This window comes from Nonomuraea sp. NPDC050783, assembly GCF_040802095.1.
GTDB lineage: Bacteria > Actinomycetota > Actinomycetes > Streptosporangiales > Streptosporangiaceae > Nonomuraea.
The window spans coordinates 252,302-278,892 of the sequence record NZ_JBFAHK010000013.1; the positions used below are offsets into that span (position 1 = coordinate 252,302).

The 26,591-nt window shown below is 75.7% G+C and carries 24 protein-coding genes and 1 riboswitch; of the genes, 12 read left to right on the forward strand and 12 right to left on the reverse strand.

The window, feature by feature from the left end:
- The first annotated feature begins 4 nt into the window (after positions 1 to 4).
- From AB0H75_RS31460 to AB0H75_RS31475, 4 genes are read left to right on the forward strand one after another with little or no spacing between them, the layout of a single operon-like run.
- On the forward strand, positions 5 to 547 hold the full coding sequence (locus AB0H75_RS31460) for a histidine phosphatase family protein (protein ID WP_367802615.1): 543 nt from the start codon (positions 5 to 7) through the stop codon (positions 545 to 547).
- A 3-nt stretch (positions 548 to 550) separates the two neighbouring features.
- Positions 551 to 2,758 carry a VWA domain-containing protein gene (locus tag AB0H75_RS31465; RefSeq protein WP_367802617.1) on the forward strand — a complete coding sequence of 736 codons (2,208 nt, stop codon included), beginning with the start codon at positions 551 to 553 and terminating at the stop codon, positions 2,756 to 2,758.
- Between the two features lie 2 nt (positions 2,759 to 2,760).
- Positions 2,761 to 3,363, forward strand: coding sequence for a cob(I)yrinic acid a,c-diamide adenosyltransferase (gene cobO / locus AB0H75_RS31470; protein ID WP_367802619.1), 603 nt, complete (start codon positions 2,761 to 2,763; stop codon positions 3,361 to 3,363).
- Positions 3,357 to 4,772 (forward strand): cobyrinate a,c-diamide synthase, encoded by a 1,416-nt coding sequence (locus tag AB0H75_RS31475; RefSeq protein ID WP_367802621.1) that lies wholly within the window; start codon positions 3,357 to 3,359, stop codon positions 4,770 to 4,772. The genes cobO and AB0H75_RS31475 overlap by 7 nt, the downstream gene beginning before the upstream one ends.
- Here AB0H75_RS31475 and cobN read toward each other — a convergent pair.
- Complete coding sequence (gene cobN / locus AB0H75_RS31480) at positions 4,727 to 8,440, reverse strand: cobaltochelatase subunit CobN (protein WP_367802623.1); 3,714 nt, start codon at positions 8,438 to 8,440, stop codon at positions 4,727 to 4,729. The two genes, AB0H75_RS31475 and cobN, sit on opposite strands and share 46 nt — an antisense overlap.
- A 53-nt stretch (positions 8,441 to 8,493) precedes the next feature.
- A riboswitch (cobalamin riboswitch) is annotated at positions 8,494 to 8,653 on the reverse strand.
- 38 nt (positions 8,654 to 8,691) lie between these two features.
- Here cobN and cobG point away from each other — a divergent pair.
- The 3 genes from cobG to AB0H75_RS31495 are packed head-to-tail and all read left to right on the forward strand — an operon-like array spanning position 8,692 to position 12,145.
- Entirely contained in the window at positions 8,692 to 10,044 is a 1,353-nt protein-coding gene (cobG, locus tag AB0H75_RS31485; RefSeq protein WP_367802625.1) for a precorrin-3B synthase, read from the forward strand.
- Positions 10,041 to 10,661 carry a precorrin-8X methylmutase gene (locus AB0H75_RS31490; RefSeq protein ID WP_367802626.1) on the forward strand — a complete coding sequence of 207 codons (621 nt, stop codon included), beginning with the start codon at positions 10,041 to 10,043 and terminating at the stop codon, positions 10,659 to 10,661. The genes cobG and AB0H75_RS31490 overlap by 4 nt, the downstream gene beginning before the upstream one ends.
- Positions 10,662 to 10,666: 5 nt before the next feature.
- Complete coding sequence (locus AB0H75_RS31495) at positions 10,667 to 12,145, forward strand: precorrin-2 C(20)-methyltransferase (protein ID WP_367802628.1); 1,479 nt, start codon at positions 10,667 to 10,669, stop codon at positions 12,143 to 12,145.
- On the opposite strand, the gene AB0H75_RS31500 is transcribed toward AB0H75_RS31495, so the two are convergent.
- Genes AB0H75_RS31500 through AB0H75_RS31515 form a run of 4 tightly spaced genes read right to left on the reverse strand, consistent with a single transcriptional unit; the run spans position 12,136 to position 15,276 of the window.
- A complete protein-coding gene (locus AB0H75_RS31500; protein WP_367802630.1) occupies positions 12,136 to 12,948 on the reverse strand; it encodes a cobalt-precorrin-6A reductase in 813 nt (270 codons plus the stop codon). The genes AB0H75_RS31495 and AB0H75_RS31500 overlap by 10 nt on opposite strands.
- Complete coding sequence (gene cobM / locus AB0H75_RS31505) at positions 12,933 to 13,688, reverse strand: precorrin-4 C(11)-methyltransferase (protein ID WP_367802632.1); 756 nt, start codon at positions 13,686 to 13,688, stop codon at positions 12,933 to 12,935. Before cobM ends, AB0H75_RS31500 begins: the two co-directional genes overlap by 16 nt.
- Complete coding sequence (gene cbiE, locus AB0H75_RS31510; protein ID WP_367802634.1) at positions 13,685 to 14,893, reverse strand: precorrin-6y C5,15-methyltransferase (decarboxylating) subunit CbiE; 1,209 nt, start codon at positions 14,891 to 14,893, stop codon at positions 13,685 to 13,687. The genes cobM and cbiE overlap by 4 nt, the downstream gene beginning before the upstream one ends.
- On the reverse strand, positions 14,890 to 15,276 hold the full coding sequence (locus tag AB0H75_RS31515) for a pyridoxamine 5'-phosphate oxidase family protein (protein WP_367802636.1): 387 nt from the start codon (positions 15,274 to 15,276) through the stop codon (positions 14,890 to 14,892). Before AB0H75_RS31515 ends, cbiE begins: the two co-directional genes overlap by 4 nt.
- Before the next feature lie 78 nt (positions 15,277 to 15,354).
- Here AB0H75_RS31515 and cobF point away from each other — a divergent pair, with 78 nt between their 5' ends.
- Complete coding sequence (gene cobF / locus AB0H75_RS31520; RefSeq protein ID WP_367802637.1) at positions 15,355 to 16,101, forward strand: precorrin-6A synthase (deacetylating); 747 nt, start codon at positions 15,355 to 15,357, stop codon at positions 16,099 to 16,101.
- Here the strand turns inward: cobF and AB0H75_RS31525 are convergent.
- Positions 16,084 to 16,836, reverse strand: coding sequence for a DUF4184 family protein (locus tag AB0H75_RS31525; RefSeq protein WP_367802639.1), 753 nt, complete (start codon positions 16,834 to 16,836; stop codon positions 16,084 to 16,086). The two genes, cobF and AB0H75_RS31525, sit on opposite strands and share 18 nt — an antisense overlap.
- Positions 16,821 to 17,444, reverse strand: a complete 624-nt coding sequence (locus tag AB0H75_RS31530) for a TetR/AcrR family transcriptional regulator (protein WP_367802641.1) — start codon at positions 17,442 to 17,444, stop codon at positions 16,821 to 16,823. Before AB0H75_RS31530 ends, AB0H75_RS31525 begins: the two co-directional genes overlap by 16 nt.
- 101 nt (positions 17,445 to 17,545) lie before the next feature.
- On the opposite strand from AB0H75_RS31530, the gene AB0H75_RS31535 reads away from it, so the two are divergent.
- Positions 17,546 to 17,950 carry a DUF4440 domain-containing protein gene (locus AB0H75_RS31535; protein WP_367802643.1) on the forward strand — a complete coding sequence of 135 codons (405 nt, stop codon included), beginning with the start codon at positions 17,546 to 17,548 and terminating at the stop codon, positions 17,948 to 17,950.
- 130 nt (positions 17,951 to 18,080) lie between these two features.
- Complete coding sequence (locus tag AB0H75_RS31540) at positions 18,081 to 18,809, forward strand: hypothetical protein (RefSeq protein WP_367802645.1); 729 nt, start codon at positions 18,081 to 18,083, stop codon at positions 18,807 to 18,809.
- Between the two features lie 15 nt (positions 18,810 to 18,824).
- On the opposite strand, the gene AB0H75_RS31545 is transcribed toward AB0H75_RS31540, so the two are convergent.
- A complete protein-coding gene (locus AB0H75_RS31545; protein WP_367802647.1) occupies positions 18,825 to 19,391 on the reverse strand; it encodes an ArsR/SmtB family transcription factor in 567 nt (188 codons plus the stop codon).
- 80 nt (positions 19,392 to 19,471) lie between these two features.
- Between AB0H75_RS31545 and AB0H75_RS31550 the strand changes: the two genes are divergently transcribed.
- Together AB0H75_RS31550 and AB0H75_RS31555 are read left to right on the forward strand one after the other, a co-directional pair.
- Positions 19,472 to 20,965, forward strand: a complete 1,494-nt coding sequence (locus AB0H75_RS31550; protein WP_367802649.1) for an alpha/beta hydrolase family protein — start codon at positions 19,472 to 19,474, stop codon at positions 20,963 to 20,965.
- A gap of 64 nt (positions 20,966 to 21,029) precedes the next feature.
- On the forward strand, positions 21,030 to 21,899 hold the full coding sequence (locus AB0H75_RS31555; RefSeq protein ID WP_367802651.1) for an LLM class F420-dependent oxidoreductase: 870 nt from the start codon (positions 21,030 to 21,032) through the stop codon (positions 21,897 to 21,899).
- A 40-nt stretch (positions 21,900 to 21,939) separates the two neighbouring features.
- Here AB0H75_RS31555 and AB0H75_RS31560 read toward each other — a convergent pair whose 3' ends face one another.
- The 4 genes from AB0H75_RS31560 to AB0H75_RS31575 are packed head-to-tail and all read right to left on the reverse strand — an operon-like array spanning position 21,940 to position 26,513.
- Positions 21,940 to 22,776 (reverse strand): carbohydrate ABC transporter permease, encoded by an 837-nt coding sequence (locus tag AB0H75_RS31560; RefSeq protein ID WP_367802653.1) that lies wholly within the window; start codon positions 22,774 to 22,776, stop codon positions 21,940 to 21,942.
- Positions 22,773 to 23,660 (reverse strand): carbohydrate ABC transporter permease, encoded by an 888-nt coding sequence (locus AB0H75_RS31565; RefSeq protein WP_367802655.1) that lies wholly within the window; start codon positions 23,658 to 23,660, stop codon positions 22,773 to 22,775. The genes AB0H75_RS31560 and AB0H75_RS31565 overlap by 4 nt, the downstream gene beginning before the upstream one ends.
- Positions 23,657 to 24,997, reverse strand: coding sequence for an ABC transporter substrate-binding protein (locus AB0H75_RS31570; RefSeq protein ID WP_367802657.1), 1,341 nt, complete (start codon positions 24,995 to 24,997; stop codon positions 23,657 to 23,659). The genes AB0H75_RS31565 and AB0H75_RS31570 overlap by 4 nt, the downstream gene beginning before the upstream one ends.
- Positions 24,998 to 25,001: 4 nt before the next feature.
- Positions 25,002 to 26,513, reverse strand: a complete 1,512-nt coding sequence (locus AB0H75_RS31575) for an alpha-N-arabinofuranosidase (RefSeq protein ID WP_367802659.1) — start codon at positions 26,511 to 26,513, stop codon at positions 25,002 to 25,004.
- Between the last annotated feature and the right edge of the window lie 78 nt (positions 26,514 to 26,591).

Here is a 26,591-nt window from a genome sequence, read left to right on the forward strand (position 1 = left end):
GCGGGTGCTGTTCGTCCGGCACGCCACGACGCCGGGCATGCGGGCCGCGTGCTTCCCCGGCGACGAGGACGCCGACGCGGCGAGCCTGGCCAGGGCGGCCGCGCTGGGCCCGGCCGCGTCCCCGGCGTGGGTGGCGCCCGTCAGGGCCGCCCGGCGGACCGCCGTCGCCCTGGGGCTGGAGCCGCGCGAGGCTCCCGCCCTGCGGGAGGCGGACTGCGGCCGGTGGCGCGGGCTGCCGTACGAGCGGGTCGCGCGGGAGGAGCCGGAGGCCCTGGCGAGCTGGCTGGCCGACCCGCACGCCGCCCCGCACGGCGGCGAGTCCCGCGCGGCCCACGCCGCCAGGGTGGCGGGCTGGCTCGACTCCCTACGGGACGCGCCGGACCAGGTCGCCGTCTGCGACGCCGGGACCATCAGAGCGGCGCTCGGCCACGCCCTGGGGCTGGACCCCGGGGGCGCCGCCCGTTTCGACCTGGCTCCCCTGTCCACCACCGAGCTGGCCGTCACGCGGGACGGCTGGCGGGTGGCCCATGTCAACCGGAAGGTCTGAGTTTTGAGCGTCACCTATCCGTTCAGCGCCGTCGTCGGCCTCGACGACCTGAAGCTGGCGCTGGTGCTGAACGCGGTCTCGCCCCGGGTGGGCGGGGTGCTCGTGCGCGGCGAGAAGGGCACGGCGAAGTCCACGATCGTGCGGGCGCTGGCGGCCCAGCTGCCTGCGGTGTCCGTGGTGTCCGGCTGCCGGTTCGCCTGCGACCCCGCCGCGCCCGACCCGCGGTGCCCGGACGGGCCGCACGAGCCCGGCGCCGCGGCGGTGGACCGCCCTGCGGCCCTGGTGGAGCTGCCCGTGGGCGCGTCGGAGGACCGGCTGGCCGGCTCGCTCGACGTGGAGCGGGCGCTGACGGAGGGCGTGAAGGCGTTCGAGCCGGGCCTGCTGGCCGCCGCCCACCGCGGCGTGCTGTACGTGGACGAGGTGAACCTGCTCCACGACCACCTGGTGGACCTGCTGCTCGACGCGGCCGCGCTGGGCACGTGCTACGTCGAGCGCGAGTCGGTGTCGGTACGTCACGCCGCCCGCTTCCTGCTGGTGGGCACCATGAACCCGGAGGAGGGCGAGCTGCGCCCGCAGCTCCTGGACCGGTTCGGCCTGACGGTCGAGGTCCGGGCGTCCCGGGACCCGGCGCAGCGGGCCGAGGTGGTGCGGCGGCGGCTGGCCTTCGAAGCGGACGCGGCGGCGTTCGCGAGCCGGTGGGCGGCGGAGGAATCCGCGCTGGCGGCCCGCATCGCCGCCGCCCGGGCCCAGGTCCCGCAGGTACGGCTGCCGGACGCGCGGCTGCGGCAGATCGCGACGGTGTGCGCGGCGTTCGAGGTGGACGGCCTGCGCGCGGACCTGGTGACGGCGAACGCGGCGATCGCCCACGCCGCCTGGCGGGGCGGCGACGCGGTGACCACCGAGGACGTGCGTGCCGCGGCCCGGCTGTCGCTGCCGCACCGCAGGCGGCGCGACCCGTTCGACGCGCCGGGGCTGGACGAGCGGCTGCTTGAGGACCTGCTGGAACGCACGTCCCAGGACGACGACCCGGACCCCGACGGCCCCGGCCCCGGTGGCCCCGGTCCCGATGGCCTCAATCCCGACGGCTCCAACCCCGGCGGCTCCGGCGGTTCCGACTCCGGCCCAGGCGGCCCCGGCTCGGGCGGACCTGCGGGGACGCCGCCCCCGGGCGCGGAGTCCCCCGGGCGGGACCGCCCGTACGAAGGCGGACCGTGGCCGGGCACGACGGCCTCCGGCGCCGCCCCGTTCGCCGGGACGCCCGCCGACGGCGGGCAGCCGGAGGACGGCAGGGCGGCCGGCGCCGCTTCGCGGTGGGCGGAGGGCGCGGGAGCCGGCTCGCAGGGGGCGCAAGGCGCGGGAGCAGGCGACGGAGCCGGCTCGCGGGAGGCGGAAGGCGCGGGAGCGGCCGGTTCGCGGGTGGCGGGGGTGGCGGCGCCGTACCGGGTGCCGTTGCTGGAGGTGCCGGGCGTCGGCGAGGGCGCGTCGGGCAGGCGGTCGCGCTCGCGGGCCCGCCGCGGCCGCGGCGCCGGCGCGCGCCGCCCGGACGGCCCCGCGCGCGATCTGAACGTGCCGGCGACGCTGCTGGCCGCGGCCCCGCACCAGCGCGAACGCGGCCGCCGCGGCCCCGGGCTGGTGCTGCGCGGCGACGACCTGCGCGAGACGGTGCGCGAGGGCCGGGAGGGCAACCTGGTGCTGTTCGTGGTGGACGCCAGCGGCTCGATGGCGGCCCGCAGGCGGATGACCGCCGTCAAGACCGCCGTGCTGAGCCTGCTGCTCGACGCCTACCAGCGGCGCGACAAGATCGGCCTGATCACCTTCCGGGGCGCGGACGCCCATGTGGCGCTGCCGCCCACGTCGTCGGTGGAGGCGGGCGCGGCCCGGCTGCGCGCCCTGCCCACCGGCGGGCGCACGCCGCTGGCGGCGGGGCTGGTCCGCGCGGCGGAGGTGCTGCGCGTGGAGCGGCTGCGCGATCCGGCCAGGCGTCCGCTGCTGGTGCTGGTGACCGACGGGCGGGCCACGGCGGGCGGCGACGTGAACCGGGCCGCCGCGCTGCTGGCGGGCACCGCGTCGGTGGTCGTGGACTGCGAGAGCGGGCCGGTCCGGCTCGGCCTGGCCGTCCGGCTGGCGTACCGGCTGCGTGCCCGCCTGCTCCCCCTCGACTCCCTGGCCGACCTCGGAGCGGCCGTCCGTGACCACAGGAAGGCGGTCTGATCATGCCTCAGGGCAAACCGGCCGTGGTGCCCGACGACGGCCTCACCACGCGCCAGCGGCGGACCCGGCCGCTGCTGATCGTCCACACCGGGCCCGGCAAGGGCAAGTCCACGGCCGCGTTCGGGATGGCGCTGCGGGCCTGGAACCAGGGCTGGCCGATCGGGGTGTTCCAGTTCGTGAAGTCGGCCAAGTGGCGCATCGGCGAGGAGCGGGCGCTCAGGGTGCTCGGCGACAGCGGCGAGGGCGGCACGGTGGCCTGGCACAAGATGGGCGAGGGCTGGTCGTGGATCCGGCGGCCCGGCACCGAGGAGGACCACGCGGCCGACGCCCGCGAGGGCTGGGCGCAGATCAAGCGCGACCTGGCGGCCGGGACGTACCGGTTCTACGTGCTGGACGAGTTCACCTACCCGCTGAAGTGGGGGTGGCTGGACCTGGACGACGTGCTCGCGGCGCTGACGGCGCGGCCGGGCAACCAGCACGTCGTGATCACCGGGCGGGACGCGCCCGAGCGGCTGGTCGCGGCCGCCGACCTGGTGACGGAGATGGGTAAGGTCCGCCATCCCATGGACACCGGGCAGAAGGGACAGAAGGGCATCGAGTGGTAGCCGCCCGGCTCGCCGTCCCCCGGCTCGTCATCGCCGCCCCCGCGTCGGGCAGCGGCAAGACGACGGTCGCCACGGGCCTGATGGCGGCGCTGCGCGGGCGCGGGCTCAGGGTGTCGCCGCACAAGGTGGGGCCCGACTACATCGACCCGGGCTACCACGCGCTGGCCACCGGGCAGCCCGGCCGCAACCTGGACCCGTGGCTCGTCGGCGAGGAGCTGGTTGCCCCGCTGTTCCTGCACGGCGCGGCCGGGTGCGACGTGGCGGTGGTCGAGGGCGTGATGGGCCTGTTCGACGGCAGGGGGGACACCGGTTTCGCCTCGACCGCCCACGTCGCGACGCTGCTGGACGCGCCCGTGGTGCTCGTCGTGGACGCGGGCGGGCAGAGCAGGTCGGTGGCGGCGGTGGCGCACGGGTTCGCCACCTTCGACCCGGCCGTGCGGGTGGGCGGGGTGGTGCTCAACCGGGTGGGCTCCGACCGGCACGAGGAGCTGTGCCGCTCCGCGCTGGCCGACGCCGGGGTGCCGGTGCTGGGCGCGGTCCGCCGCGACGACGCCGTGTCCACGCCGTCCCGGCACCTGGGGCTGGTGCCCGCCGCCGAGCGGAAGGCCGAGGCCCTGGCGTCGGTGGACCGGCTGGCCGCGCTGGTGGCCCGCTCGTGCGACCTGGACGCGCTGCTGCGGCTGGCGCGCTCGGCTCCCCCGCTGGCCGGGCCCGCCTGGGAGCCGCCCGAGCCCGCCTGGGAGCCGCCAACCGGGCCCGCCTGGGAGCCGCCAACCGGGCCCGCCTGGGGGCCGCCGGCCGGTGGCGCGGGCGGGCGGCCGGTGGTGGCGGTGGCCGGCGGGGTGGCGTTCACCTTCGGCTACGCCGAGCACGTCGAGCTGCTGCGGGCGGCGGGCGCCGAGGTCGCCGTCCTCGACCCGCTGCGCGACGAGCGGCTGCCGGACGGCACCGGCGCGCTCGTGATCGGCGGCGGCTTCCCCGAGGTGTACGCCGCCGAGCTGGCCGCCAACGAGCCCCTGCGCGAGCAGGTCGCCGCCTTCCCCGGGCCGATCGCGGCCGAGTGCGCCGGCCTGCTGTACCTGTGCGAGGAGCTGGACGGGCGGCCGATGTGCGGGCGGGTGCCGGGGCGGGCGCGCATGACGTCCCGGCTGACGCTCGGCTACCGGGAGGCGGTCGCGCTGGCGTCCTCGCCGCTCACCAGGGCGGGCGAGCGCTACCGGGGGCACGAGTTCCACCGCACCGCCGTCGAGCGCACCGGCGGCGGGCCGCTGTTCCGCTGGCCGGGCGGCGCCGACGGGTACGGCGACGCCCGGGTCACGGCCTCCTACCTGCACCTGCACTGGGCTGGCGCGCCGCACCTGGCTCAGCGGCTGGTGTCGTCCTCCAGATCGCCCTCGGTCTTGAGGTAGACCTCCTGGAGGCCGCGCAGGACCTCGGGGTCCGGGTGCTGCCACATGCCGCGCTCGGCGGCCTCCAGGAGGCGTTCGGCGATGCCGTGCAGCGCCCAGGGGTTGGCGCGGGCCATGAACTCCTGGTTCTCCGGGTCGAGCACGTAGGTCTCGGTCAGCTTGTCGTACATCCAGTCGGCGACCACCCCGGTGGTGGCGTCGTAGCCGAACAGGTAGTCGACGGTGGCGGCCAGCTCGAACGCGCCCTTGTAGCCGTGCCTGCGCATGGCGGCCAGCCAGCGCGGGTTGACCACCCGCGCGCGGAAGATGCGCGAGGTCTCCTCCGACAGGGTGCGGGTGCGGACGGCGTCCGGGCGGGTGCTGTCGCCGACGTAGGCGGCCGGGGCCCTGCCGGTGAGCGCCCGCACGGTGGCGATCATGCCGCCGTGGTACTGGAAGTAGTCGTCGGAGTCGGCGATGTCGTGCTCGCGGGTGTCGATGTTCTTGGCGGCGACGGCGATGCGGCGGTAGGCGTCCTCCATCTGGGGGCGGGCGGCGACGCCGTCGAGGTCGCGGCCGTAGGCGTAGCCGCCCCAGACGGCGTACACCTCGGCCAGGTCGGCGTCGTCGCGCCAGTTGCGGCTGTCGATGAGCGGCAGCAGCCCGGCCCCGTACGCGCCGGGCGCGGAGCCGAAGATCCGCATCGTCGCCCGGCGCTCGTCGCCGCCGGTCGCGGCCACGTGGGCGCGGACGTAGTTGTCGGCCTCGGGCTCGTCCAGGGAGGCGGCCAGCCGGACGGCGTCGTCGAGCATGCTCACCACGTGCGGGAACGCGTCGCGGAAGAACCCGCTGATGCGGACCGTCACGTCGATGCGCGGGCGGCCCAGCTCGGCGAGCGGGATCGGCTCCAGCCGGGTGACGCGGCGCGACGCCTCGTCCCACTCGGGGCGGACGCCGAGCAGGGCCAGGACCTCGGCGACGTCGTCGCCCGCCGTGCGCATGGCGCTGGTGCCCCACACCGACAGCCCGACCGAGCGCGGCCACTCGCCGGTGTCGGCGCGGTAGCGCTCCAGCAGGGACTCGGCCATGGCCTGGCCGGTCTCCCAGGCCAGGCGGCTGGGCACCGCGCGGGGGTCCACGGAGTAGAAGTTGCGGCCGGTCGGCAGGACGTTGACCAGGCCGCGCAGCGGCGAGCCGCTGGGCCCGGCGGGGACGTAGCCGCCGTCCAGGGCGTGCAGGACGTGGTCCAGCTCGTCGGTGGTGCGGGCCAGGCGCGGCACCATCTCGGTGGCGGCGAAGGCGAGCACCCGCGCCACGAGCGCCACCCGCTCCTCCGGAACGGAGACGACGGCGGGCGCCTCCGCCGGCACGCGGGCGGCGGGCGCCTCCGCCGGCTCGGCGCCCAGCACCGCGCGGGCGACGCGGGGGGCTTCCTCCGGGGCCCAGCCGCGTTCCTCCATCGCCTCGACCAGGGCGCGGGCGGTCGCCTCCGCGCGGTCCACGTCCCCTAGCCCCGCCGTGCCGTCCTCCGCCAGGCCGAGGGCCTCGCGCAGGCCGGGCAGCGTCTCCCGGCCGGACCACATCTGGCGGGCGCGCAGCATGGCCAGCACCAGGTCCACCCGTACCTGCCCGGTCGGCGCCTGGCCGAGGACGTGCAGCCCGTCGCGGATCTGGGCGTCCTTCACCTCGCACAGCCAGCCGTCCACGTGCAGGATGAGGTCGTCGAACTCGCTGTCGTGCGGCCGGTCGGTCAGCCCGAGGTCGTGGTCGAGCCGGGCGGCCTGGATCAGCGTCCAGATCTGCGCCCTGATCGCGGGCAGCTTGGCCGGGTCCATGGCGGCGATCGTGGCGTGCTCGTCCAGGAGCTGCTCCAGCCGGGCGATGTCGCCGTAGGTGTCGGCGCGCGCCATCGGCGGCACGAGGTGGTCCACCAGCACGGCGTGCGCGCGCCGCTTGGCCTGCGTGCCCTCTCCCGGGTCGTTGACGAGGAACGGGTAGATCAGCGGCAGGTCGCCGATGGCGGCGTCGGTGCCGCACGCGGCCGACAGGCCCGCCGACTTGCCGGGCAGCCACTCCAGGTTGCCGTGCTTGCCGACGTGCACCATCGCGTGGGCGCCGAAGCCGGCCGACAGCCAGCGGTAGGCGGCCAGGTAGTGGTGGCTGGGCGGCAGGTCGGGGTCGTGGTAGATGGCGATGGGGTTCTCGCCGAAGCCGCGCGGCGGCTGCACCATCACCACCAGGTTCCCGGCCCGCAGCGCGGCCAGCACGATGTCCTTCCCGCCGCCGTCCTTCCCGCCGCCGTCCTTCCCGCCGCCGTCCTTCCCGCCGCCGCTCTCGTGGACGAACAGCTCGCCCGGCGGCGGTCCCCAGTGCCGCTCCACCCGCTCGCGCAGCTCCGCGGGCAGGGTGCGGTACCACTGCTCGTAGGCGTCGGCGGAGATGCGGATCGGGTTGCCCGCCAGGTGCTCCTCGGTCAGCCAGTCCTGGTCCTGGCCGCCGGCGGCGATCAGCGCGTGGATGAGCGCGTCGCCGTCCTGCTCGGCCACGCCGGGGAAGCCGTCGCCCAGGTCGTAGCCGGCCTCGGCGAGCCGGGCCAGCAGCCGGACGGTGCTCGCGGGCGTGTCCAGCCCGACGGCGTTGCCGACCCGCGCGTGCTTGGTCGGGTACGCCGACAACATCACCACCAGCCGCCGCTCGGCGGGCGGCGTGTGCCGCAGCAGGCCGTGGCGCACGGCGATGCCCGCCACCCGGGCGGCCCGTTCCGGGTCGGCGACGTAGACGGTCAGCCCGTCCTGGTCGATCTCCTTGAACGAGAACGGCACCGTGATGACGCGCCCGTCGAACTCCGGGATCGCCACCTGCGAGGCGGCGTCCAGCGGCGACAGGCCGTCGTCGTTCTCCTCCCACGCCCGGCGGGAGGTGGTCAGGCAGAGACCCTGGAGGATCGGCACGTCCAGCTCGGCCAGCGCGCCGACGTCCCATGCCTCGTCGTCGCCGCCCGCGCCGGCGGTCGCGGGGCGCGAGCCGCCGGCCGCCAGCACGGTGACGACGAGCACGTCCGCCGTGCGCAGCGTGTCCAGCAGCTCCGGCTCGGCCGCGCGCAGGGACGAGCAGAAGACCGGCAGCGCCTGCCCGCCCGCGTCCTCGACGGCGGCGCACAGCGCCTCGACGAACGCGGTGTTGCCCGCCATGTGGTGCGCCCGGTAGTAGAGCACCCCGACCACCGGACCGCCGGTGGACCGGGCCGCGCGCTCCAGCCTTCCCCAGGTCGGTGCCGGGGCGGGCGGCTCGAACCCGTGGCCGGTCAGCAGGACCGTGTCCGACAGGAACGCGTGCAGCTGCGCCAGGTTGGCCGGCCCGCCGTGCGCCAGGTACGCGTGCGCCTCGGCGCACACCCCGCCGCTCACCGTGGACAGCTCCATCAGCTCGGCGTCGGGCGCCTGCTCGCCGCCCAGTACTACCACCGGGCGCGGCCCGGCCAGCAGCGCGTCGAGCCCTTCCTCCCAGGCCCGGCGCCCGCCGAGCAGGCGCACCACGACGAGGTCGCTCCCCGCCACCAGGTCAGGGACGTCGTCGGCCGTCAGCCGGGCGGGGTTGCCCAGCCGGTAGGCCGCGCCGCTGGCGCGCGCGCTCAGCAGGTCGGTGTCGGACGTGGAGAGCAGCAGGACGGTACGGCTGTCGCCAGGCACGGCGCATTCCTCCCTCGGGGTCCTCGCCCCGGTCGCGGGTGACGCGACGGCAGGAGTCTCCTGGCTCCCGGATCGACGCTCACCCCGGCCTTCCCGCCCGTCGCCGGGCAGTGGCCTCGTGGTGGGGTTCGCTCCCCGGTCACAGTGGCGGGACCGCGCCGGTTTCGCACCGGCTTCCTCCCTTTGCCATCGCCTATGGCGAAGCTTACGGCAGGAGCGACCCGTCCCAGAAGTGGCGTTACGATCCCTTCGTGCCCGTAGGTGAATTTCCCGGACGTACGCGTCCCGATGCCTGTCCGGGGGCGCTGCAGGTGCACGAGGCCGCCGACGGCCCGCTGGCCCGCGTGCGCCTGCCCGGCGGCGCGGTGTCGGCCGCGCAGCTCCACGTGCTCGCCGCCGGCGCGGCCGAGCTGGGGGCGGGGGTGATCGAGCTGACGTCGCGGGCGAACGTCCAGGTGCGGGGCCTGCGCTCGCCGGAGGTCTTCGCGGGGCGGATCGCCGCGGCCGGGCTGCTGCCGTCGCCCGCGCACGAACGGGTCCGCAACATCGTGGCCTCGCCGCTGGGCGGGCGCGGGGCGGAGGGGCTGCCGGACGTGTCGGCGATGGCCGACGCCCTCGACCGGGCCCTGTGCGCCCGGCCACGGCTGGCCGCCCTGCCGGGGCGCTTCCTGTTCGCCCTGGACGACGGCACGGGGGACGTCGCGGGACTCGGCGCGGACGTCACGTACGTCGCGACCGGCTCCCAGGACGGCGGGCTGCGGGACGGCCTGCGAGGCGGGCCCCAGGACGGGCTGTCGGCCGAGTCCCAGGACGGGCTGCTGAGCGGCCCTCAGGACGGGCGGCTGCTGCTCGCCGGGACGGACACCGGGCTGGCCGCCGGGCCGGGCGCGGCGGTCCCGCTCATGATCGCCGCCGCCGAGGCGTTCCTCGACGAGCGCCCCGCCGCCGGCCCGCGCGCCTGGCGCATCCGCGAGCTGGACGACGGCCCGGCCAGGATCGCCGCCCGCCTCCGCACCGGCGCCCCCACCCGGCAGCAGCCCCCGGCCCCCCACTCACCCGGCCCTGATCCCCACCCGACAGCTCCTGGGAGCGGCACGGGCAGCGGCACAGGCGGCAGCGCGGGGGGCAGCACGAGCGGCGGGACGGGCGGCGGCACGGGGCGGTCGCCCGGGGGGCGGGTCGCGCAGCGGGACGGGCGGCTGGCGGTCGAGGCCGTCGTGCCGCTCGGCCGGTTGACGCCCGCCCAGGCCCTGGCCCTCGCGGACACCGGCCACGCCGTGCGGCTGACGCCCTGGCGGACCGTCGTGCTGCTGGACCTCTCCCCCGCCGACGCGGACCGGGCCGAGAAGGCGCTCGCCGCCGCCGGCCTCGTCACCGACCCGGCCTCCCCCTGGGCCGGCGTCACCGCCTGCACCGGCCGTCCCGGCTGCGCGAAGGCCCTCGCCGACGTGCGGGCGGACGCCATGCGCTGGGTGGCGGGCCTGGAGCGCGCCCCCGCGACGCCCGTCCACTGGGCGGGCTGCGAACGGCGCTGCGGCCTGCCGCGCGGCCCGGTCGTCCAGATGATCGCCACCACGAACGGATACGAGGAACGCCAGGAGTGACCGACTACATCCGCGACGGCGCCGAGATCTACCGGCGCTCGTTCGCGACCATCCGCGCCGAGGCCGACCTCGCGGGCCTGCCGCCCGAGGTGGCCCAGGTGGCGGTACGCATGATCCACGCCTGCGGCATGACCGATCTCGTCGCCGACCTGGCCTGGTCGCCCGGGGTGGTCGTGCGGGCCAGGGAGGCGCTGCGCGGCGGCGCGCCCGTGTTGTGCGACGCCATGATGGTCGCCTCGGGCGTGACCAGGCGCCGGCTGCCCGCCCGCAACGAGGTGCTGTGCACGCTGGGCGACCCGCGCGTGCCGGAGCTGGCCGAACGCCTCGGCACCACCCGCAGCGCCGCCGCGCTGGAGCTGTGGCGCGACCGCCTGGAGGGCGCGGTGGTGGCGATCGGCAACGCGCCGACCGCGCTGTTCCGGCTGCTGGAGCTGGTCGCCGAGGGCGCGGGCCGCCCGGCGGCCGTGCTCGGCGTCCCGGTGGGCTTCATCGGCGCGGCCGAGTCCAAGCAGGCGCTGGCGGACAGCGACCTGGAGTACCTGGTGGTGCACGGCCGTCGCGGCGGCAGTGCGATGACGGCGGCGGCGGTCAACGCCATCGCGAGCGAGACGGAGTGACGACGATGACGGGACGCCTGTACGGGGTCGGCCTCGGCCCCGGTGACCCCGAGCTGGTCACGGTCAAGACCGCCCGGCTGATCGGCGAGGCCGACGTGATCGCCTACCACGCCGCCCGGCACGGCCGCAGCATCGCCCGCTCGATCGCGCTGCCGTACCTGCGCGAGGGCCAGGTCGAGGAGCTGCTGCTCTACCCGCTGACCACCGAGACCACCGGCCATCCTGGCGGCTACCAGGGCGCGCTCGACGACTTCTACGCCGACTGCGCCGAGCGCCTGGCCGCCCACCTGGACGCGGGCCGCACGGTGGTGGTGCTGTCCGAGGGCGACCCGCTGTTCTACGGCTCCTACATGCACCTGCACAAGCGCCTCGCGCACCGCTACCCCACCGAGGTGGTGCCCGGCGTCACCTCGGTCAGCGCCGCCTCCGCCGTGCTGGGCCGCCCGCTCGTCGAGCGGGACGAGGTGCTGACGGTGCTGCCCGGCACGCTGCCCGCGCCGGCGCTGGCCGAGCGGCTGCGCGACACCGACTCCGCGGCCGTGCTCAAGCTGGGCCGCACCTTCGAGAAGGTCCGCGACGCGCTGGCCGAGGCAGGACGGCTCGATGACGCCTGGTACGTCGAGCGCGCCACCATGGGCGCCGAGCGGGTCGCGCCGCTCAAGGACGTGGACCCGGACGGGGTGCCGTACTTCTCGCTGGCCCTGCTCGCCAGCCCGGCCGAGCGCACCTTCGTCCCGGAGCGCCCGGCGCCGGAGGGGCGGGGCGAGGTGGCCGTGGTCGGGCTGGGCCCGGCCGGGCGGCCGTGGCTGACGCCGGAGGCGCAGGAGGCGCTGGCCGCCGCCACGGACCTGGTCGGGTACGGCCCGTACGTGGACCGCGTGGCCCCCAACCCGCGCCAGCGCCGCCACCGCACCGACAACCGGGTCGAGGCCGAGCGGGCCAGGCACGCGCTGGAGCTGGCCCGCGGCGGGGCCCGCGTGGCGGTGGTGTCGTCCGGCGATCCGGGGGTGTTCGCGATGGCCAGCGCCGTGCTCGAAGCCGCCGCCGACTTCCCCGACGTGCCGGTGCGGGTCGTCCCCGGGCTGACCGCCGCCCAGGCGGTGGCCGCCAGGGCGGGCGCGCCGCTCGGCCACGACTACTGCGTGCTGTCGCTGTCGGACCTGCTCAAGCCGTGGGAGGTGGTGGCCGGCCGGCTGACCGCCGCCGCGCGGGCGGACCTGGTGCTGGCGATCTACAACCCGGCCTCGCGCAGCCGTACGTGGCAGGTCGCCGCCGCCCGGGACCTGCTGCTGGAGCACCGCGCGCCGGGCACTCCCGTGGTGATCGGCCGCGACGTCGGCGGCCCGGAGGAGAGCGTCACCGTCACCACGCTCGGCGAGCTGGACCCGGACCGGGTGGACATGCGCTGCCTGCTGATCGTCGGCTCCTCCACGACCCGCGTCACTGAGGGCGGCACCGTCTACACCCCGCGCCGCTACCCCTGAACCCAGGCCACCGCCGCCGCCACGCCGTCCACCGCCAGGACGCCCGCAGGCAGCGGCGGCCGGTCCACCATGATCACCGGCAGGCCGGCCTCGCGGGCCGCGACGAGCTTGGCCGTGGTCATGTGGCCGCCGCTGTCCTTGGTGACCAGCACGTCCAGGCGGTGCTCGCGGATGAGGGCGCGCTCGCCCTCCACGGTGTACGGCCCGCGGTCGAGCAGGACGTGCGCGTTGGCGGGGACGGGCGGCTCGGGCGGGTCCACGGACCTGGCCAGCAGCCACACGCCGGGCACCGGCGCGAAGACCGGCAGGCTCCGCCGCCCGGTGGTGAGGAAGACCCGCACCGGCCCGCCGGCCGCCCCGCCGTCCCGTCCCGGGCCGGGACCGCCGGCGTGGCCAGGCGCCGGCCCGCCGGTCCGCCAGCGGCCGGTGGACAGCAGTTCGGCCGCGGCGTGGAGGGAGCCGACCCGTAGCCAGGAGTCACCCGGGCCCTCCCGCCAGCCCGGGCGCCGCAGCGCCAGCAGCGGCACCCCGGTCGCCGCCGAGGCCGCCGCCGCGGCGGCCGTCATCCGCTCGGCGAACGGGTGCGTCGCGTCCACGAGCAGGTCGACGCGTTCCTGCACCAGCCAGGCGGCCAGCCCCTCGGCCCCGCCGAACCCGCCCTCGCGCACCTCGCCCACCGGCAGCCGCGGGTTGCTGACCCGTCCCGCCAGCGACGACACGACGCGCAGCCCGGGGTCGGCGGCCAGCTCGGCGGCCAGGGCGCGCGCCTCGGCGGTGCCGCCCAGGATCAGGACCCGTCGCACGCCCGGTCCCTGGCCGCGCTGTAGAGGTGGCTGTCGGGGAACTGCGTCGCCGTCAGCACCCGCCCGACGACGATGACGGCGGTCCGCCGGATCCCGGCCTCGCGGACCCGCCCGGCGATGTCGGCCAGCGTCCCGCGCAGGATCACCTCGTCGGCCCGGCTGGCCCGCGCCACCACGGCCACCGGGCAGTCCGGGCCGTAGGAGGGCAGCAGCTCGGCCACCACGGCCTCGATCCGCTGCACGGCCAGGTGCAGCACCATCGTGGCGCGGCTCGCGCCGAGCGTGCCCAGGTCCTCGCCGTCCGGCATGGGCGTGGCGCGGGCGGAGGTCCGCGTGAGGATGACCGTCTGGCCGACGCCGGGCACGGTCAGCTCCCGGCCGAGCGAGGCCGCCGCCGCCGCGAACGCCGGGACCCCTGGCACCACCTCGTACGGCACCCCGAGCGCGTCCAGCCTGCGCATCTGCTCGGCCACGGCGCTGAAGACGGACGGGTCGCCGGAGTGCAGCCGCGTCACGTCGAGGCCGGCGCGGTGGGCGGCGGCCAGCTCGGCGACGATCTCGTCGAGCGTCAGGCCGGCGGTGTCCACCAGCCTGGCCCCGGGCGGGCAGGCGTCGAGCAGCTCGCGCGGCACCAGCGAGCCCGCGTACAGGCAGACCGGCGACGACTCCAGCCGCCGCAGGCCGCGCAGCGTGATCAGGTCGGCGGCGCCGGGGCCGGCCCCGACGAAGTACACGGTCACGGTCGGTCCTTCCTCGTGATCGACCACACGGTCACCGGCATCGCCGCCCGCCAGCCGGTGAACCCGCCGACCGGCGAGGCCCGCTGGACGCCCAGGCGCACCAGGTCGCCGCCGAGCCTGGCGTACCAGCGGGCGAGGACGGCCTCGGACTCCAGCGTGACCGCGTTCACGACCAGCCGGCCGCCGGGGCGCAGCGCCGACCAGCAGCGTTCCAGCAGGCCGGGCGCGGTCGCGCCGCCGCCGACGAACACCGCGTCCGGCGCGGGCAGCCCGTCCAGCGCCTCCGGGGCCCTGCCCTCCACCACGCGCAGCGCCGGCACGCCGAGGCGTTCGGCGTTGCGCCGGACGGCGGCGGCCCGGTCGGGCCTGCTCTCGATCGCGACGGCCGCGCACGACGGGTGGGCGCGCATCCACTCGACGGCGATGCTGCCCGCGCCCGCGCCCACGTCCCACAGCAGCTCGCCGGGCACCGGGGCGAGGCGCGACAGGCTGACGGCGCGGACCTCCCGCTTGGTGAGCTGCCCGTCGTGCTCGTACGCGCCGTCGGGCAGCCCGGGCACCCGGCTCAGCGGCTCGGCGTCCGGGGCGAGGGCGCACTCGACGGCGATCACGTGCAGCGGGGACGCCTCGGCGGCCGGCCAGCCGCCCGCCGTGCCCCGGTGCTCGGCCTCCCGCGGGCCGCCCAGGTCCGACAGCACCGCCATCGGGCTGGGGCCGTACCCGTGCCGGACGAGCAGGCCGGCGACCTCGGACGGGGAGCCGGGCCCCGCGCCGAGCACGACGACGCGGCGGCCGGGCGCGAGCGCGGCGGCCAGGGCGGCGGGCGGGCGGCCCACCAGGCTGACGACGTCCACCTGCTCGACCGGCCAGCCGAGCCGGGCGCAGGCCAGCGACAGCGACGACACGTGCGGCAGCACCCGGACGCGCTCGGCGCCGAGCAGCCGCACCAGCGTCGAGCCGATGCCGTAGAACATCGGGTCGCCGCTGGCCAGCACGCACACCTCGCGGCCGGCGTAGCGGTCGATGAGCGCGGGCAGCGCGGGCAGCAGCGGGGACGGCCAGGCCACCCGCTCGGCGTCCGGGGCGGGGACGAGGCCGAGCTGCCGGGGGCCGCCCATGAGCACGCCGGCCGCCTCGACCGCCCGCCGCGAGGCCGGGGCCAGCCCGTCCCAGCCGTCCGCGCCGATGCCGACGACCGTGATCACACGTTGCCCAGGACGCGCGTCACCCGGATCTCCACGACCACGCGGGACGGGTTGGCCCGGGGCGGCTTGTACCGGGCGGCGTAGCGGCGCTCCGCCTCGGCCACCTCCTCGGGGCCGGTACGCAGCACCGCGTGTCCCTCCAGCGTGGACCAGCGGCGGCCGTCCACCTGGCAGAGGGCGACCAGCGCGCCCGCCGGGCCGATGAGCCCGGCCTTGTGCGACGTGCCCGAGGTGATCACTCTGGCGAGGCCGGCGGCCAGGTCCAGCGTCGCGCCCACCGGCACGACGTGCGGCGGGCCGCCGGGGCGGGCGGTGGCGAGCGTGCACAGATGCCGCTCCTGCCAGAAGGCGGCGAAGGCGTCGCCCTGCTCGGCCAGGTTCACGGTCCTCCTCTTGGCGATGGTGCGAGGGGATTTTTGCGAGGGATATCGTATATCTGCCTATCTGGCAGACTTTGGCGGGTGAAGCGGCTTCTCGTCATCGGCATCGGCGCCGGCGATCCCGACCATCTCACCCTCCAGGCGGTCAAGGCCATCGCCGCCACGGACGTGTTCTTCATCGTGGACAAGGGCGAGGTCAAGCACGAGCTGGTCCAGCTCCGCCTCGACCTGATCGCCGAGCACGGCCGGGAGCCGTACCGGATCGCCGAGGCCCGCGACCCCGAGCGCGACCGCACCTCCCCCGCCTACACCGCCGCCGTCGAGGACTGGCGCTCGCGCCGCGCGCTCGCCTGCGAGGCGCTCGTCCGCGACGAGCTGGGCGCGGACGAGACCGGCGCGTTCCTGGTGTGGGGCGACCCGGCCGTCTACGACAGCACGCTCGCCGTCCTGGACGAGATCCGCCGGCGCGGGAACGTCGCCTTCGACGTCGAGGTGATCCCCGGCATCAGCAGCGTGGCCGCGCTGACCGCCCGCCACCGCGTCGGCCTCACCCAGGTGGGCCGCCCCACGCACCTCACCACCGGCCGCCGGCTGGCCGAGCACGGCCCCACGGCCGACGACGTGGTGGTCATGCTCGACGCCCACTGCTCCTTCGCCGGGCTCGACGACTTCCACATCTACTGGGGCGCCTACCTCGGGACGCCGGACGAGATCCTGGTGTCGGGGCCGGTCGCGGAGGTCGGCGACCGCATCCGCGAGCTGCGCGAGGAGGCCCGCGCCCGCAAGGGCTGGATCATGGACACGTACCTGCTACGCCGCCTCCCGTGAGGCCCGGCGGGCCGCCAGCGCGGCCCACCCGTGCCAGGCGAGCACGTAGCAGGCGAGCGCCAGCGCGGCCCCGTCGGCGCCGCCCAGGATCGTGCTCCGCACCAGGTCGTAGTCGCTGACCGCGGCGCGGTCGGAGGCCGCTCCGGCGGCGGCGCCCACGGCCGCGGCCGTCGCGGCGGCGGCCAGCACCGCGGCGCGCGCCCGGCCCGTCACCCCTGGCGTCCGCCCCGGCCGGACGGGGGCCCGCCGGTACCAGCGCACGAGCCATCCGGCCAGGACCGCCAGGCCGCCCGCCGAGCTGAGGTACATCAGCACGTTGAACACCCGGTGCGGGCCGATCACCGGCTGCCGCAGGGCCTGCCAGTGCGTCACCGCGAACCCGCCCGCCTGGGTGAAGGCGTCCCAGAGCAGGTGCGTGGCCATCCCGGCGAGCAGCGCGGCCCCCACCGCCCAGGGCGCGGGCCGCGCCGCGTCCGGCAGCCGGGCGCGCAGCCCAGCCGGTGCCAGCGCGGCCAGCGGCGCCCGGAGCAGCCAGTGGAAGGCCGCCAGCAGCACCACGCCCGCGGGCAGGCCGAGCAGCAGCGGCCCCCACCAGGCGTGCGTGCTCGCCGACGAGAACGGCAGCGGCAGGTAGTAGGGCGCGTCGGGCAGCACGGCTCCGGCGGCCAGCGCGGACGGCGGTAACCACCGCCGCGCCGGCAGGATCGCCACGACGTGGCTCAGGGTGAAGGGCACACGCCATTATCGGCGATCACCTGCCGCCAGAGGCGGTCGATCCCGGCGCGGACGCGCCGCTCGCCCAGCTCCGGCAGGACCGCCGTCAGGTGCTCGGCGGCGAGCGGGGCGAGCAGGGCGTGGGCGGCGTGCTCGGGGTCGGGCGCACCACGCAGCAGGATCGCCACGTGGCGGTGCCAGAAGCGGTAGGCGCCGATGCGGTACCTGGCGCCGGGGGTGGCGGTCTCCGACATGCGGACCAGGGGCAGGTGCCGCAGCACGTAGTCCAGGTAGGCGCCGGCGAACGCGGTGAGGCGCTCGGCGTCCGGCGCGCCGGGGCCGAGGGGCGGCGGCCCGTGCAGGACGGCCTCCTGCAGGGCCCGCTCGCGCTCGTCGAGCAGGGCGGCGGCCAGCCCGGCCTTGTCGCCGAAGCGGCGGAACAGGGTGCCCTTGCCGACGCCCGCGGCCGCCGCCACCTGGTCCATCGACACCTCGTCGATGCCGTGCTCGGCGAAGAGGCGGGTGGCCGCGTCGAGGATGGCCGAGCGGTTCCTGGCGGCGTCCGCGCGTTCCTTGGGGGGCGGCGTGCGGAGCAGTTCGAGAGGGGTCACGGAAACGTCGTCGGACATATGCGGACTATAGTCCGATTGCCGTGGAGGCGGCGACCCGGCTCGCCGGGCGGGAGGCGGGCTTGACCTTGCCGCCGGTGTCAACGCTTACGGTCGGGGCCATGAACGACACGGATCGGACCACCCTGCTGGCGCACGACCAGAGCTTCTTCGACGCCCTGGTGTCGGGCGACGCCACCGTCCTGAAGGAACTGCTGGCCGACGACTTCGTCCTGGTCGGGGTCGAGGACGGCGCCCTGGCCGGCAAGGAGCTCCTGCTCGGCCTGGTGACCTCGGGCTCCCTGCGGTTCCCGCGGATCCGCTCGTTCCCGGACGAGGCGATCGTCCGGGTCATCGGCACGGTGGGCATCGTGGTCGGGCGTACCGGGATGAACTTCACCGGCCCCGACGGAGCCGCGTTCAGCGCCGCGAGCCGCTACACCCACGTCTACGCCGCCGCCGGCGACGGCGACACGTGGCGGCTCGTCTCCGCCCAGGGCACCACGATCAGGACGCCGCCCTCCTGACGAGCCTCCCGGCGGGCGCCCGCCGGACTGGAGCGGGCCGAGGCCCGGGCCCCGGGCGGGTGATTTCCGTCCCCGCCCTGGGTAGCTCCCACCGTGCCGAGGCACGACCACCCGACCGGCGAGGAGCAGTATGGAACAGCCGTGGACCTCCCTCGTACGCTCGGGGCTGGCCGCCACCTTCGGCGCGGCGGCACACCTGCGGCAGGGGCGGCCGCTGCACCCGTCCGGGCTGGTGCTCGACGCGCGCCTGCGCCTGCACGGCACACCACGGCCGTGGGGCACCCCGTTCCTCGACCGGCCGGCGGAGCTGCGGGGCGTGGCCCGCCTGTCCCGCTCCGTGGGCGTGCCCTGGCCGCTGCCGGACATCCTCGGCATCGCGTTCCGCTGGCAGCAGGAGGGCACCAGCGCCGACCTGCTGCTGGCCACCACCGGCCGCACCGTGCTCGGGCGCCGCCTGCTGCGGCCCGCGACCCGGTGGACGGGTCTCTACACCTCCCTGTTCCCCTACCGGGCGGGCGAGCGGCGGCTGCTGCTGGGCGCGCTGCTGCACACGCCCGACCGGCTGCCCGCCACGTTCGGCGCCCTCGCGCGGGCCGCCGAGGACGGCCCCCTCGTGCTCGAACTGCTCGCCGCCGCCCCCTCGGGGCCGTGGGAGCTGCTCGGCCAGGTCCACCTGACCGCCCCGGCGGCGCCGGACGAGGACCGCCCGATGAGGTTCAACCCGCTGCGGCACCCCATACCGGGGCTGCCGCCGGCGAGCTGGCTCAACGAGGTCCGCGACGGCGCCTACGCGGCCGCCCAGCAGGTGCCCGACCAGCCGGGGAAACCGGAGAAGCCGGGGAAGGCCCCCGCCCGGTAGGCGCCGCCGGGCCGCTCAGCCGTCGTCCGCGGGCAGGGTGAAGAGGCGGACGTAGACCGGGCGGGCGTCCGGCGGGGCCTCGTCGGCCTGGTGGCTGTGGCGCAGGAGCAGGGCGATGTACTCCTCGTAGAAGGCGGCCAGGCCCTCCTTGGTCATGCGGGCCAGCCCGCGCGAGCCCCGCGCCCACGCGGGGTCGGCCCGGTAGGCGGCGGGGAAGCGCTCGAACAGCGCGCGGTCCTCCTCGTAGCCGATCCGGTGGAACTCCTCCAGCACCGCCCGGTCCTCGGGCGCCACCTGGTCGGGGGTCGGCAGGCGCAGGTCGCGAGGGATCGCGGCGCGGCGCCACCAGCGCTCGCGGCCCGTCGAGCGCTCGGGGATCTCCTCGATGAAGCCGTACTTCTCCAGCTGGCGCAGGTGGTAGCTGGTGGTGCCGGTCTTCGCGCCGAGCAGCTCGCCGAGGGTGGTGGAGGTCGCCGGGCCGTGCACGTTGAGGTGGGTCAGCATGCGGCGGCGCATCGGGTGGGCCAGCGCCTTGAGGCGGTCGGGGTCGTCGAGCACGAACGGCTGCCGCTCATCCTTCATGAGGATCAGGCTAGTCCTTCAGAACGATATCTGCAGACAAACCTTTGCCGAGAAGTCTCTGCAGACTACTGTCGGCGGACATGAAGCGAATCCTCGCGGCCACGGCCGCCGCGCTGGCCCTGCTCGCGCCGCTCGCCGGCCCGGCCGCCGCCGCCGCTCCCGCGACCGCTCCTCCCGTTCCCGCCGTCGTTCCCGTCGCCGTTTCCTTCGCCACTCCCGCCGCCGCTCCCCCCGCCCTGCCCGGTGACCTGACCTCGGCCGAGGTCAGCTTCCGCGGCGGCGGGAACCTGCTGCTGCACGGCAGCGTGATCAGCCCGGCCGGGGCCGCGGCCGGGCGGGCCGGGGTCGTGCTGGTCCACGGGGCCGGCACCGGGACGCCCAGGGAGAAGCTGCTCGGCGAGGCCGTCGCCTTCGCCCGGCAGGGCCTGTCCGTGCTCGTCTACGACAAGCGCTCCGTGGGCTACTCGATGTTCGAGCGCTCGTACGCGCAGCTCGCCGACGACGCGCTGGCCGCCGTGGAGACCCTCCGGCGCCGGCCGGGCGTCGATCCCGCCAAGGTCGGCGTCTGGGGGCTCAGCGAGGGCGGCTGGGTGGCGCCGCTGGCCGCCTCCCGCTCCGCGCACGTCTCCTTCGTCGTGCTCGTCGGCGCCAACGCGCTGTACCCGCTGCGCCAGCAGGCGTGGGCGGTCGCGGCGGGCCTGCGCAAGGCGGGCGTGCGCGGGTCGCTGGTGGACCGGGCCGAGCCCACCCTGTACCGGGTGATCGCCGACGGCGGGCTGTTCCCCGAGCCCTACCACGACCCGCTGCCGGTCCTCGCCCGGGTGCGGCAGCCCGTACTCGGCATCTGGGGCGTGCACGACCTGCTCACGCCGCCCAGGGAGACGCCGCCGATCCTCGCCGCGGCCCTGGAGAAGGGCGGCAACCGCCGCTACACGTTCCGGTTCTTCGCCGGGGCCGACCACGCCGCCCACCTGACGCCCGACGGCGGGGTCACCCGGCTGCCCGAGCTGGCCCCCGGCTACGCGGAGCTGGTCGGCACCTGGGTGGGCCGGGCGACCTCGGGACACGCCCCCGTGGCCGAGACCTCGGGGCCCGCGCCGGCGCAGGCCGACGACTCCGTGGACGTGCCGCCCACCGCGTGGTGGGAGTCGGCGGGGGCGCAGCTCGCGGCGCTGGTGCTGCTCCTGGTCGCGTTCGGGACGTACCCCGTGGTGGCCCTGGTCCGGCGGATCAGGCGCGCCGGGGCCGGGCCGGTGCCGGTGCGGGCCGCCCGGCTGGTCAGCGCGGGCGGGCTGGTCGCGCTGCTGGGCGGGTTCTCGTACCTGTTCTACGTGATCATGACGGGCGGGAAGCTGGCCGCGCCCGGGCCGCTGCTGGCCGGCCGGCCGGTCGCGTGGCTCGCGCTCCAGGCCGTCGCGGTCGTGACGGTCGCGGCCACCGTCGTCGCGGCGGCCACGGCGGGCCGCTGGCGGCGGGGCGCCGCCCGGGGCGAGAGAGCCAGGCTCGGGCTGCTGCTCGCGGGCGGCACGGTGTTCGCGCCGTGGGCGCTGTACTGGGGGCTGCTGCTCCCCTAACAGGACAGGAGGATGACCGGCGCCCGATTGGGCACGTCACTGCCAGACGAAGGGGGAGAACGTCATGGATCTTTCCGGTGTGGGCGTGTGGAGCCACCACCTGCGGTACGGCGACCCGGGCGAGGCCGCGGAGGCCGCGGCCGAGCTGGAGGAGCTGGGCTATCGCGCGCTGTGGATGCCGGACTCCGGCGGGCCGGTCTTCGACGCCGTCGGCAACCTGCTGGCGGCCACCCGGCGCATCGTCGTGGCCACCGGCATCCTCAACCTCTGGATGCACGAGCCCGCCGACGTCGCCGCCTCCTTCGCCGCCCTCTCCCCCGCGCACGGCCACCGCTTCCTCATGGGCATCGGCGTCAGCCACGCGGTCGCGGTCGACCGGCAGGAGCCGGGCCGCTACCGCAGGCCGCTGGCGGCGATGGCCGCCTTCCTCGACCGGCTCGACGCGGCCGACCCGCCCGTGCCCGCGGACAGCCGGGTCCTGGCCGCGCTCGGCCCGAAGATGCTGGACCTCGCGGCGAGGCGGGCGCGCGGCGCGCACCCCTACCTGACCACGCCCGACCACACCCGGCAGGCGCGGGAGGCCCTGGGCGACGGCCCGCTGCTGCTCCCCGAGCAGACGGTGATCCTCTGCTCGGGCAGGGACGAGGCGCGCGCCATCGGCGACGGCTGGCTGCGCCGCTACCTGGCGCTGCCGAACTACGCCAACAACCTGCTGCGCCTCGGCTACTCCGCCGAGGACCTGGAGTCGGTGAGCGACCACCTGTTCGACGGCGTGATCGCGTGGGGCGACGAGGAGGCGATCCGGCGCCGCCTGGAGGAGCACCGCGCGGCCGGCGCCGACCACGTCTGCGTGCAGGTGCTCACGGCCGACGCCGACGCCCTGCCGAGGCACGAGTGGCGCGTGCTCGCCGCCGTCACGTCGTCCACGGCGTGAAGCGTGACCAGAGGCCACGCTTCACGCCGGCCCGCCCGCCTCAGCCGCGGATGCCCGAGCGCGAGATGCCCTCGATCACCCACCGCTGCGCGACGAGGTACAGCAGGATCACCGGGAGGCTGGCGATCACCGCCCCGGCCATGAGCAGGTCGTAGCGGATGTTGTTGGCCCCCTGGAGGGTGCCCAGCCCGGCGGGCAGCGTGAGCGCCTCCGGGCTCAGCAGCACGTAGATCGGCCAGAGGAAGTCGTTCCAGTTGGCCAGGAACGACAGCAGGAACAGGGTCGCCAGCGCCGGCTTCGACAGCGGCAGCGCGATCGAGACGAAGATCTGCCAGCGGTTGCAGCCGTCCAGCTCGGCCGCCTCCTCCAGCTCCCCGGGCAGGGTGAGGAAGAACTGGCGCAGGAAGAAGACGCCGAAGGCGCCCGCCGCCGCCGGGACGATGACGGCCGGCAGGCTGTCGACCCAGGCCAGCTCGTTGACGATGAGGAAGTTGGGGACCAGCAGCACCACCGGAGGCACGAAGAGGGTCGCCACGACCGCGGAGAAGATCGGCGTGCGGAGCCGGAAGCGCAGCCGCGCCAGCGCGTAGGCCGCGGGCGCCGCGGTGACCAGCACCAGCACGGCGTGCCCGGTGGCGGCCAGCACGCTGTTGAGGAACCAGGCGAGGACCGGGCTGTCCGGGCTGGACAGGACCTCGCGGTAGGCGTCCAGGGTGAACGGGTCGGGCACCCACTGCGGGGTGGTCGCCTGGGCGGCCTCGCGCGTCTTGAACGAGGTGACCAGCATGTACAGCAGCGGGCTCAGGTACAGCGCGGCGATCACCGCGAGGACGAGGTGGAGCAGCGCCCGCCTGAGGCCGCGAACGTCCCGGGTCATCGGCTACGCCTGCCGCGGAAGGCGCCGAACACCAGGACGCTGACGCCCATGAGGAACACCGCCAGGATGAAGCTCATGGCCGAGGCCGTCCCCATGTCGAACTGGCGCAGGCCGGTCTCGGCGATCAGGTAGATCGCGGTCTTGGTCTGGTCGGCCGGCGCGCCGGCGGTCATCAGATAGGACTGGCCGAACATGTTGGCCGAGGCCAGGATGGTGGCGTTGACCACGAACACCAGCACCGGCCGCAGGCCCGGCAGCGTGACCGACAGGAAGCGCCGGCCGGCGCCCGCCCCGTCCACCATCGCCGCCTCGTGCAGCTCGCGCGGGATGTCCTGGAGCCCGGCCAGGAAGATGACCGAGTTCAGCCCGAGGGTCCACCACACCGTCACGCCGACCAGGGCGATCCAGGCGGGCGGGACGTCCGTGGTCCATTGCACCTCCAGTCCCAGATAGTCGTTGACCAGGCCGATGTTGCCGTCGAGCAGGAAACGCCAGAGCAGGCCGACCACGGCCACGCCGAGCACGTAGGGCGCGAAGTAGACGGCCCGGTAGACGTTGCGCCCGGCGAAGCGGCCGTTCATCAGCAGCGCCACCAGCAGCGGCAGGACGATGAGGATCGGGACGGAGGCCACGGTGAAGACGCCCGTGGCCCGCATCGCCATCCAGAAGCGCCCGCCGTCCACGCTGCCGGGGTCGAACAGCTCGGCGTAGTTGCCGAGCCCGACGAACGGCTTGGCGGGCAGGTTGATGTCCCATTCGTGCAGGGACGTCCAGAACCCGAAGCCGATCGGCACGATCATGAACACCGTGAACAGCGCCAGGTAGGGCGCCAGGAACGCGTACGGCGTCCACCACCGCATGCGCCGCGCGGTCACAGCGCTCACTGGCCGTACTTCCGCTTGTTGTCGGCCAGCAGCTTGTCGGCGGTGGCGATGCCCTCCTTGAGCGCCTCGGCCGGGGTCGCCTCCTTCAGCACGGCCTTGGCCACCGCGAGCTCCAGCGCCTTGCTCTGCACGTCGCCCACGCCGGGCAGGGCGGGCAGGAAGTGGAAGAGGTCGAGGTTGGCGGCCAGCTTGACCTGGGGAAGCCCGGCGACCTCCGGCGCCTGCCGGGCGGAGTTGCGCGCCGGGATCATGCCGGCCTTGGCCCACTCGGTGGACTGGCGGCTCATGTGGTCGATGAACGCCTTGGCGGCCTGCACCTTGTTGGCGTCCTTGGCGGCCTGGGAGGTGAGCACGAAGTTGTGGGAGGCGCTCCAGGCCGCGGCGGTGCCGCCGATGTTCGGGACGGGGGCCAGGCCCCACTTGAGGCTGGGCGCGTTGGTCTTGAGGTCGTTGATCTGCCAGATGCCGTCCCAGGTGAGGCTGACCTTGCCGTTCTTGAAGGCGGCGTACTGGCTGTCGATGGCCACCTTGGCGGGGCTGTAGCCGTCGTCGATCTGCTCGACCATCCAGCTCAGGGCCTGCACGCCCTGCTCGGAGCCCCACAGGGCCTTGGTGCCGTCCTCGCTGTACAGCTCGCCGCCGTGCTGCCACAGCAGGCTCATGAACATCAGGTGCGCGGGCCACTTGTTGGGCATCCAGAACGGGTTGGCGATGCCGGCCTTCTTCAGCTCGGCCAGCGCGTCCTCGTAGCCGGCCTTGTCGGCGGGCGCCTCCTTCAGTCCGATCTGCTCCAGGTGGGCGCTGTTGTAGTAGTCGCCCAGGCAGTGGACGTCCAGCGGCACGCTGTAACGCTTGCCGGAGTAGACGCCCGCGTTCCAGACGGCGGGGATGAAGTCGTTCTCGGTGAGCTGGAGCGCGCCGACCACGTCGTCGAGCGGGACGAGCACCTGGCGGGCGGCGAAGGTGCCGATCCAGTCGTTGTGGATGACGGCCACGTCGGGACCGTTCCCGGAGGCGATGGCGGTGGGCACGGCGGGGTACAGGTCCTCCCAGCGGCGGGTGACGTTGCGGACCTCGATGCGCCCGGCGTACCGCTTGTTGAAGGCGTCGACCATCGTGCGCATGTGCGGGCCGTCGCCGCCGGTGAAGCCGTTCCAGTAGTTCAGGGTCACCTTGGGGCCGTTGTACTCGCCCCCCGTGAACGTCGGCGCCGCGGCGGTCGGCGACCCGGCGCCGGAACCGATCTTGGTTCCGCCGCCGCACGCCGCCAGTGCCGCGGTCAGGGTCGCTGCTCCGGACAGGCCGAGGAAGCCACGACGGCTCAGCTGGTGGGTCATGTTCTTACTCCTTTGCGGCGGCGGCGAAGCGCACCATGGTCCATGAAGCGGGGGGAAGGGCGAGTGTGGCCGTGCCGTCCTCGCACCACAGCCCGGTCCCGGGGCGGGGCACGACGCGGTGCGGCTCGGCCGCGGTGTTGGCCGCCGAGGGGTCGGCGTCGGCCAGCTCCAGGTGCTCGACCGGGGCGAGGTGGGCGGGCAGCTTGACCTCCAGCTCGCACGGCCCGTCCCGGTGGCGGTTGACGGCGAACAGGGTCAGGGCGCCGGTGGCGGGGTCGTGGGTGGCCGTCGCCCACACCGACGGGACCTCGCCGTACTTCTCGGTGGCGATCCCGGGCGAGTCCGGCTCCACGCGCAGGACCTCGCCGCGCGCGTGCCGGGCGGTCAGGGCGAACGGGTGGAAGATGCTCTGCCGCCAGGCCGGCCCGCCCGGCTCGGTCATGATGGGGGCGATCACGTTGGCGAGCTGCGCCTGGCAGGCCACGCCCACCCGGTCGGCGTTGCGCAGCAGCGTGATGAGGAGGCTGCCGACGACGACGGCGTCGGTGACGTCGTAGCGGTCCTCGATCAGCCGGGGGTGCTTGGCCCACTCCAGGGTGGACTCGCCGCCGAAGCGGCTCTGGTACCACACGTTCCACTCGTCGAAGGAGAGCTTGAGCCGCTTGCGGCTGCGCAGCTTGGCCGCCACGTGGTCGGCGGTGGCGGCGATGGAGCGGATCATGTGCTCCATGTCGGCCGCGCTGGCCAGGAACGAGTCGGTGTCGCCGTCGGAGGGGTCGTAGTAGGCGTGCAGGGAGATGTAGTCGACCAGGTCGTAGGTCTCCTCCAGCACCTCGGCCTCCCAGCCGCCGAAGGTCTCGATGGAGCTGTTGGAGCTGCCGCAGGCCACCAGGGACAGGGCGGGGTCGAGGCGCTTGAGCGCGCGGGCCGTCTCGGCGGCCAGCCTGCCGTACTCCCTGGCCGTCTTGTGGCCCATCTGCCAGGGGCCGTCCAGCTCGTTGCCCAGGCACCACAGCCGGATGTCGTGCGGCTTGTCCACGCCGTGGGAGCGGCGCAGCTCCGACCAGCGGGTCCCGGCCGGGTAGGTGGCGTACTCGACCAGTTGCAGGGCCTCGGCCACGCCGCGGGTGCCGAGGTTGAGCGCCATCATCGGCTCCACCCGCGCCTTGGCCGTCCAGGCCATGAACTCGTTGAGCCCGAACCGGTTGTCCTCCACGCTGCGCCAGGCCAGGTCGAGCGTGGTCGGGCGCTGCTCCACGGGGCCGACGGCGTCCTCCCAGCGGTGGTTGGACACGAAGTTGCCGCCGGGGTAGCGCACGAGCGTGACGCCGAGCTCGCGGACGAGCTCCAGCACGTCCGTGCGGAAGCCGTCGGCGTCGGCGTCCGGGTGCCCCGGTTCGAAGATCCCGGAGTACACGCAGCGGCCCATGTGCTCGACGAAGGAGCCGAACAGGCGGGGTTCCACCGGCGCGATCCGGAAGTCGGGGTCGAGGGTGAGGCGGGCGCGGATCGTCAACGAGATGACCTCTCCGTGGGACGGTCAGGTGATGCAGCGTTTCTACAACGTTGTTTCAACGTTGTAAACGGCTCTGAG

What these genes read in the sequence shown, in the direction of transcription:
- AB0H75_RS31560 (WP_367802653.1), bottom strand. Translation starts at nt 22,776, where the DNA reads ATGACCCGGGACGTTCGCGGCCTCAGGCGGGCGCTGCTCCACCTCGTC.
- AB0H75_RS31530 (WP_367802641.1), bottom strand. Translation starts at nt 17,444, where the DNA reads ATGTCCGACGACGTTTCCGTGACCCCTCTCGAACTGCTCCGCACGCCG.
- AB0H75_RS31495 (WP_367802628.1), top strand. Translation starts at nt 10,667, where the DNA reads ATGACGGGACGCCTGTACGGGGTCGGCCTCGGCCCCGGTGACCCCGAG.
- AB0H75_RS31555 (WP_367802651.1), top strand. Translation starts at nt 21,030, where the DNA reads ATGGATCTTTCCGGTGTGGGCGTGTGGAGCCACCACCTGCGGTACGGC.
- AB0H75_RS31535 (WP_367802643.1), top strand. Translation starts at nt 17,546, where the DNA reads ATGAACGACACGGATCGGACCACCCTGCTGGCGCACGACCAGAGCTTC.
- AB0H75_RS31545 (WP_367802647.1), bottom strand. Translation starts at nt 19,391, where the DNA reads ATGAAGGATGAGCGGCAGCCGTTCGTGCTCGACGACCCCGACCGCCTC.
- cobO (WP_367802619.1), top strand. Translation starts at nt 2,761, where the DNA reads ATGCCTCAGGGCAAACCGGCCGTGGTGCCCGACGACGGCCTCACCACG.
- AB0H75_RS31570 (WP_367802657.1), bottom strand. Translation starts at nt 24,997, where the DNA reads ATGACCCACCAGCTGAGCCGTCGTGGCTTCCTCGGCCTGTCCGGAGCA.
- AB0H75_RS31550 (WP_367802649.1), top strand. Translation starts at nt 19,472, where the DNA reads ATGAAGCGAATCCTCGCGGCCACGGCCGCCGCGCTGGCCCTGCTCGCG.
- AB0H75_RS31540 (WP_367802645.1), top strand. Translation starts at nt 18,081, where the DNA reads ATGGAACAGCCGTGGACCTCCCTCGTACGCTCGGGGCTGGCCGCCACC.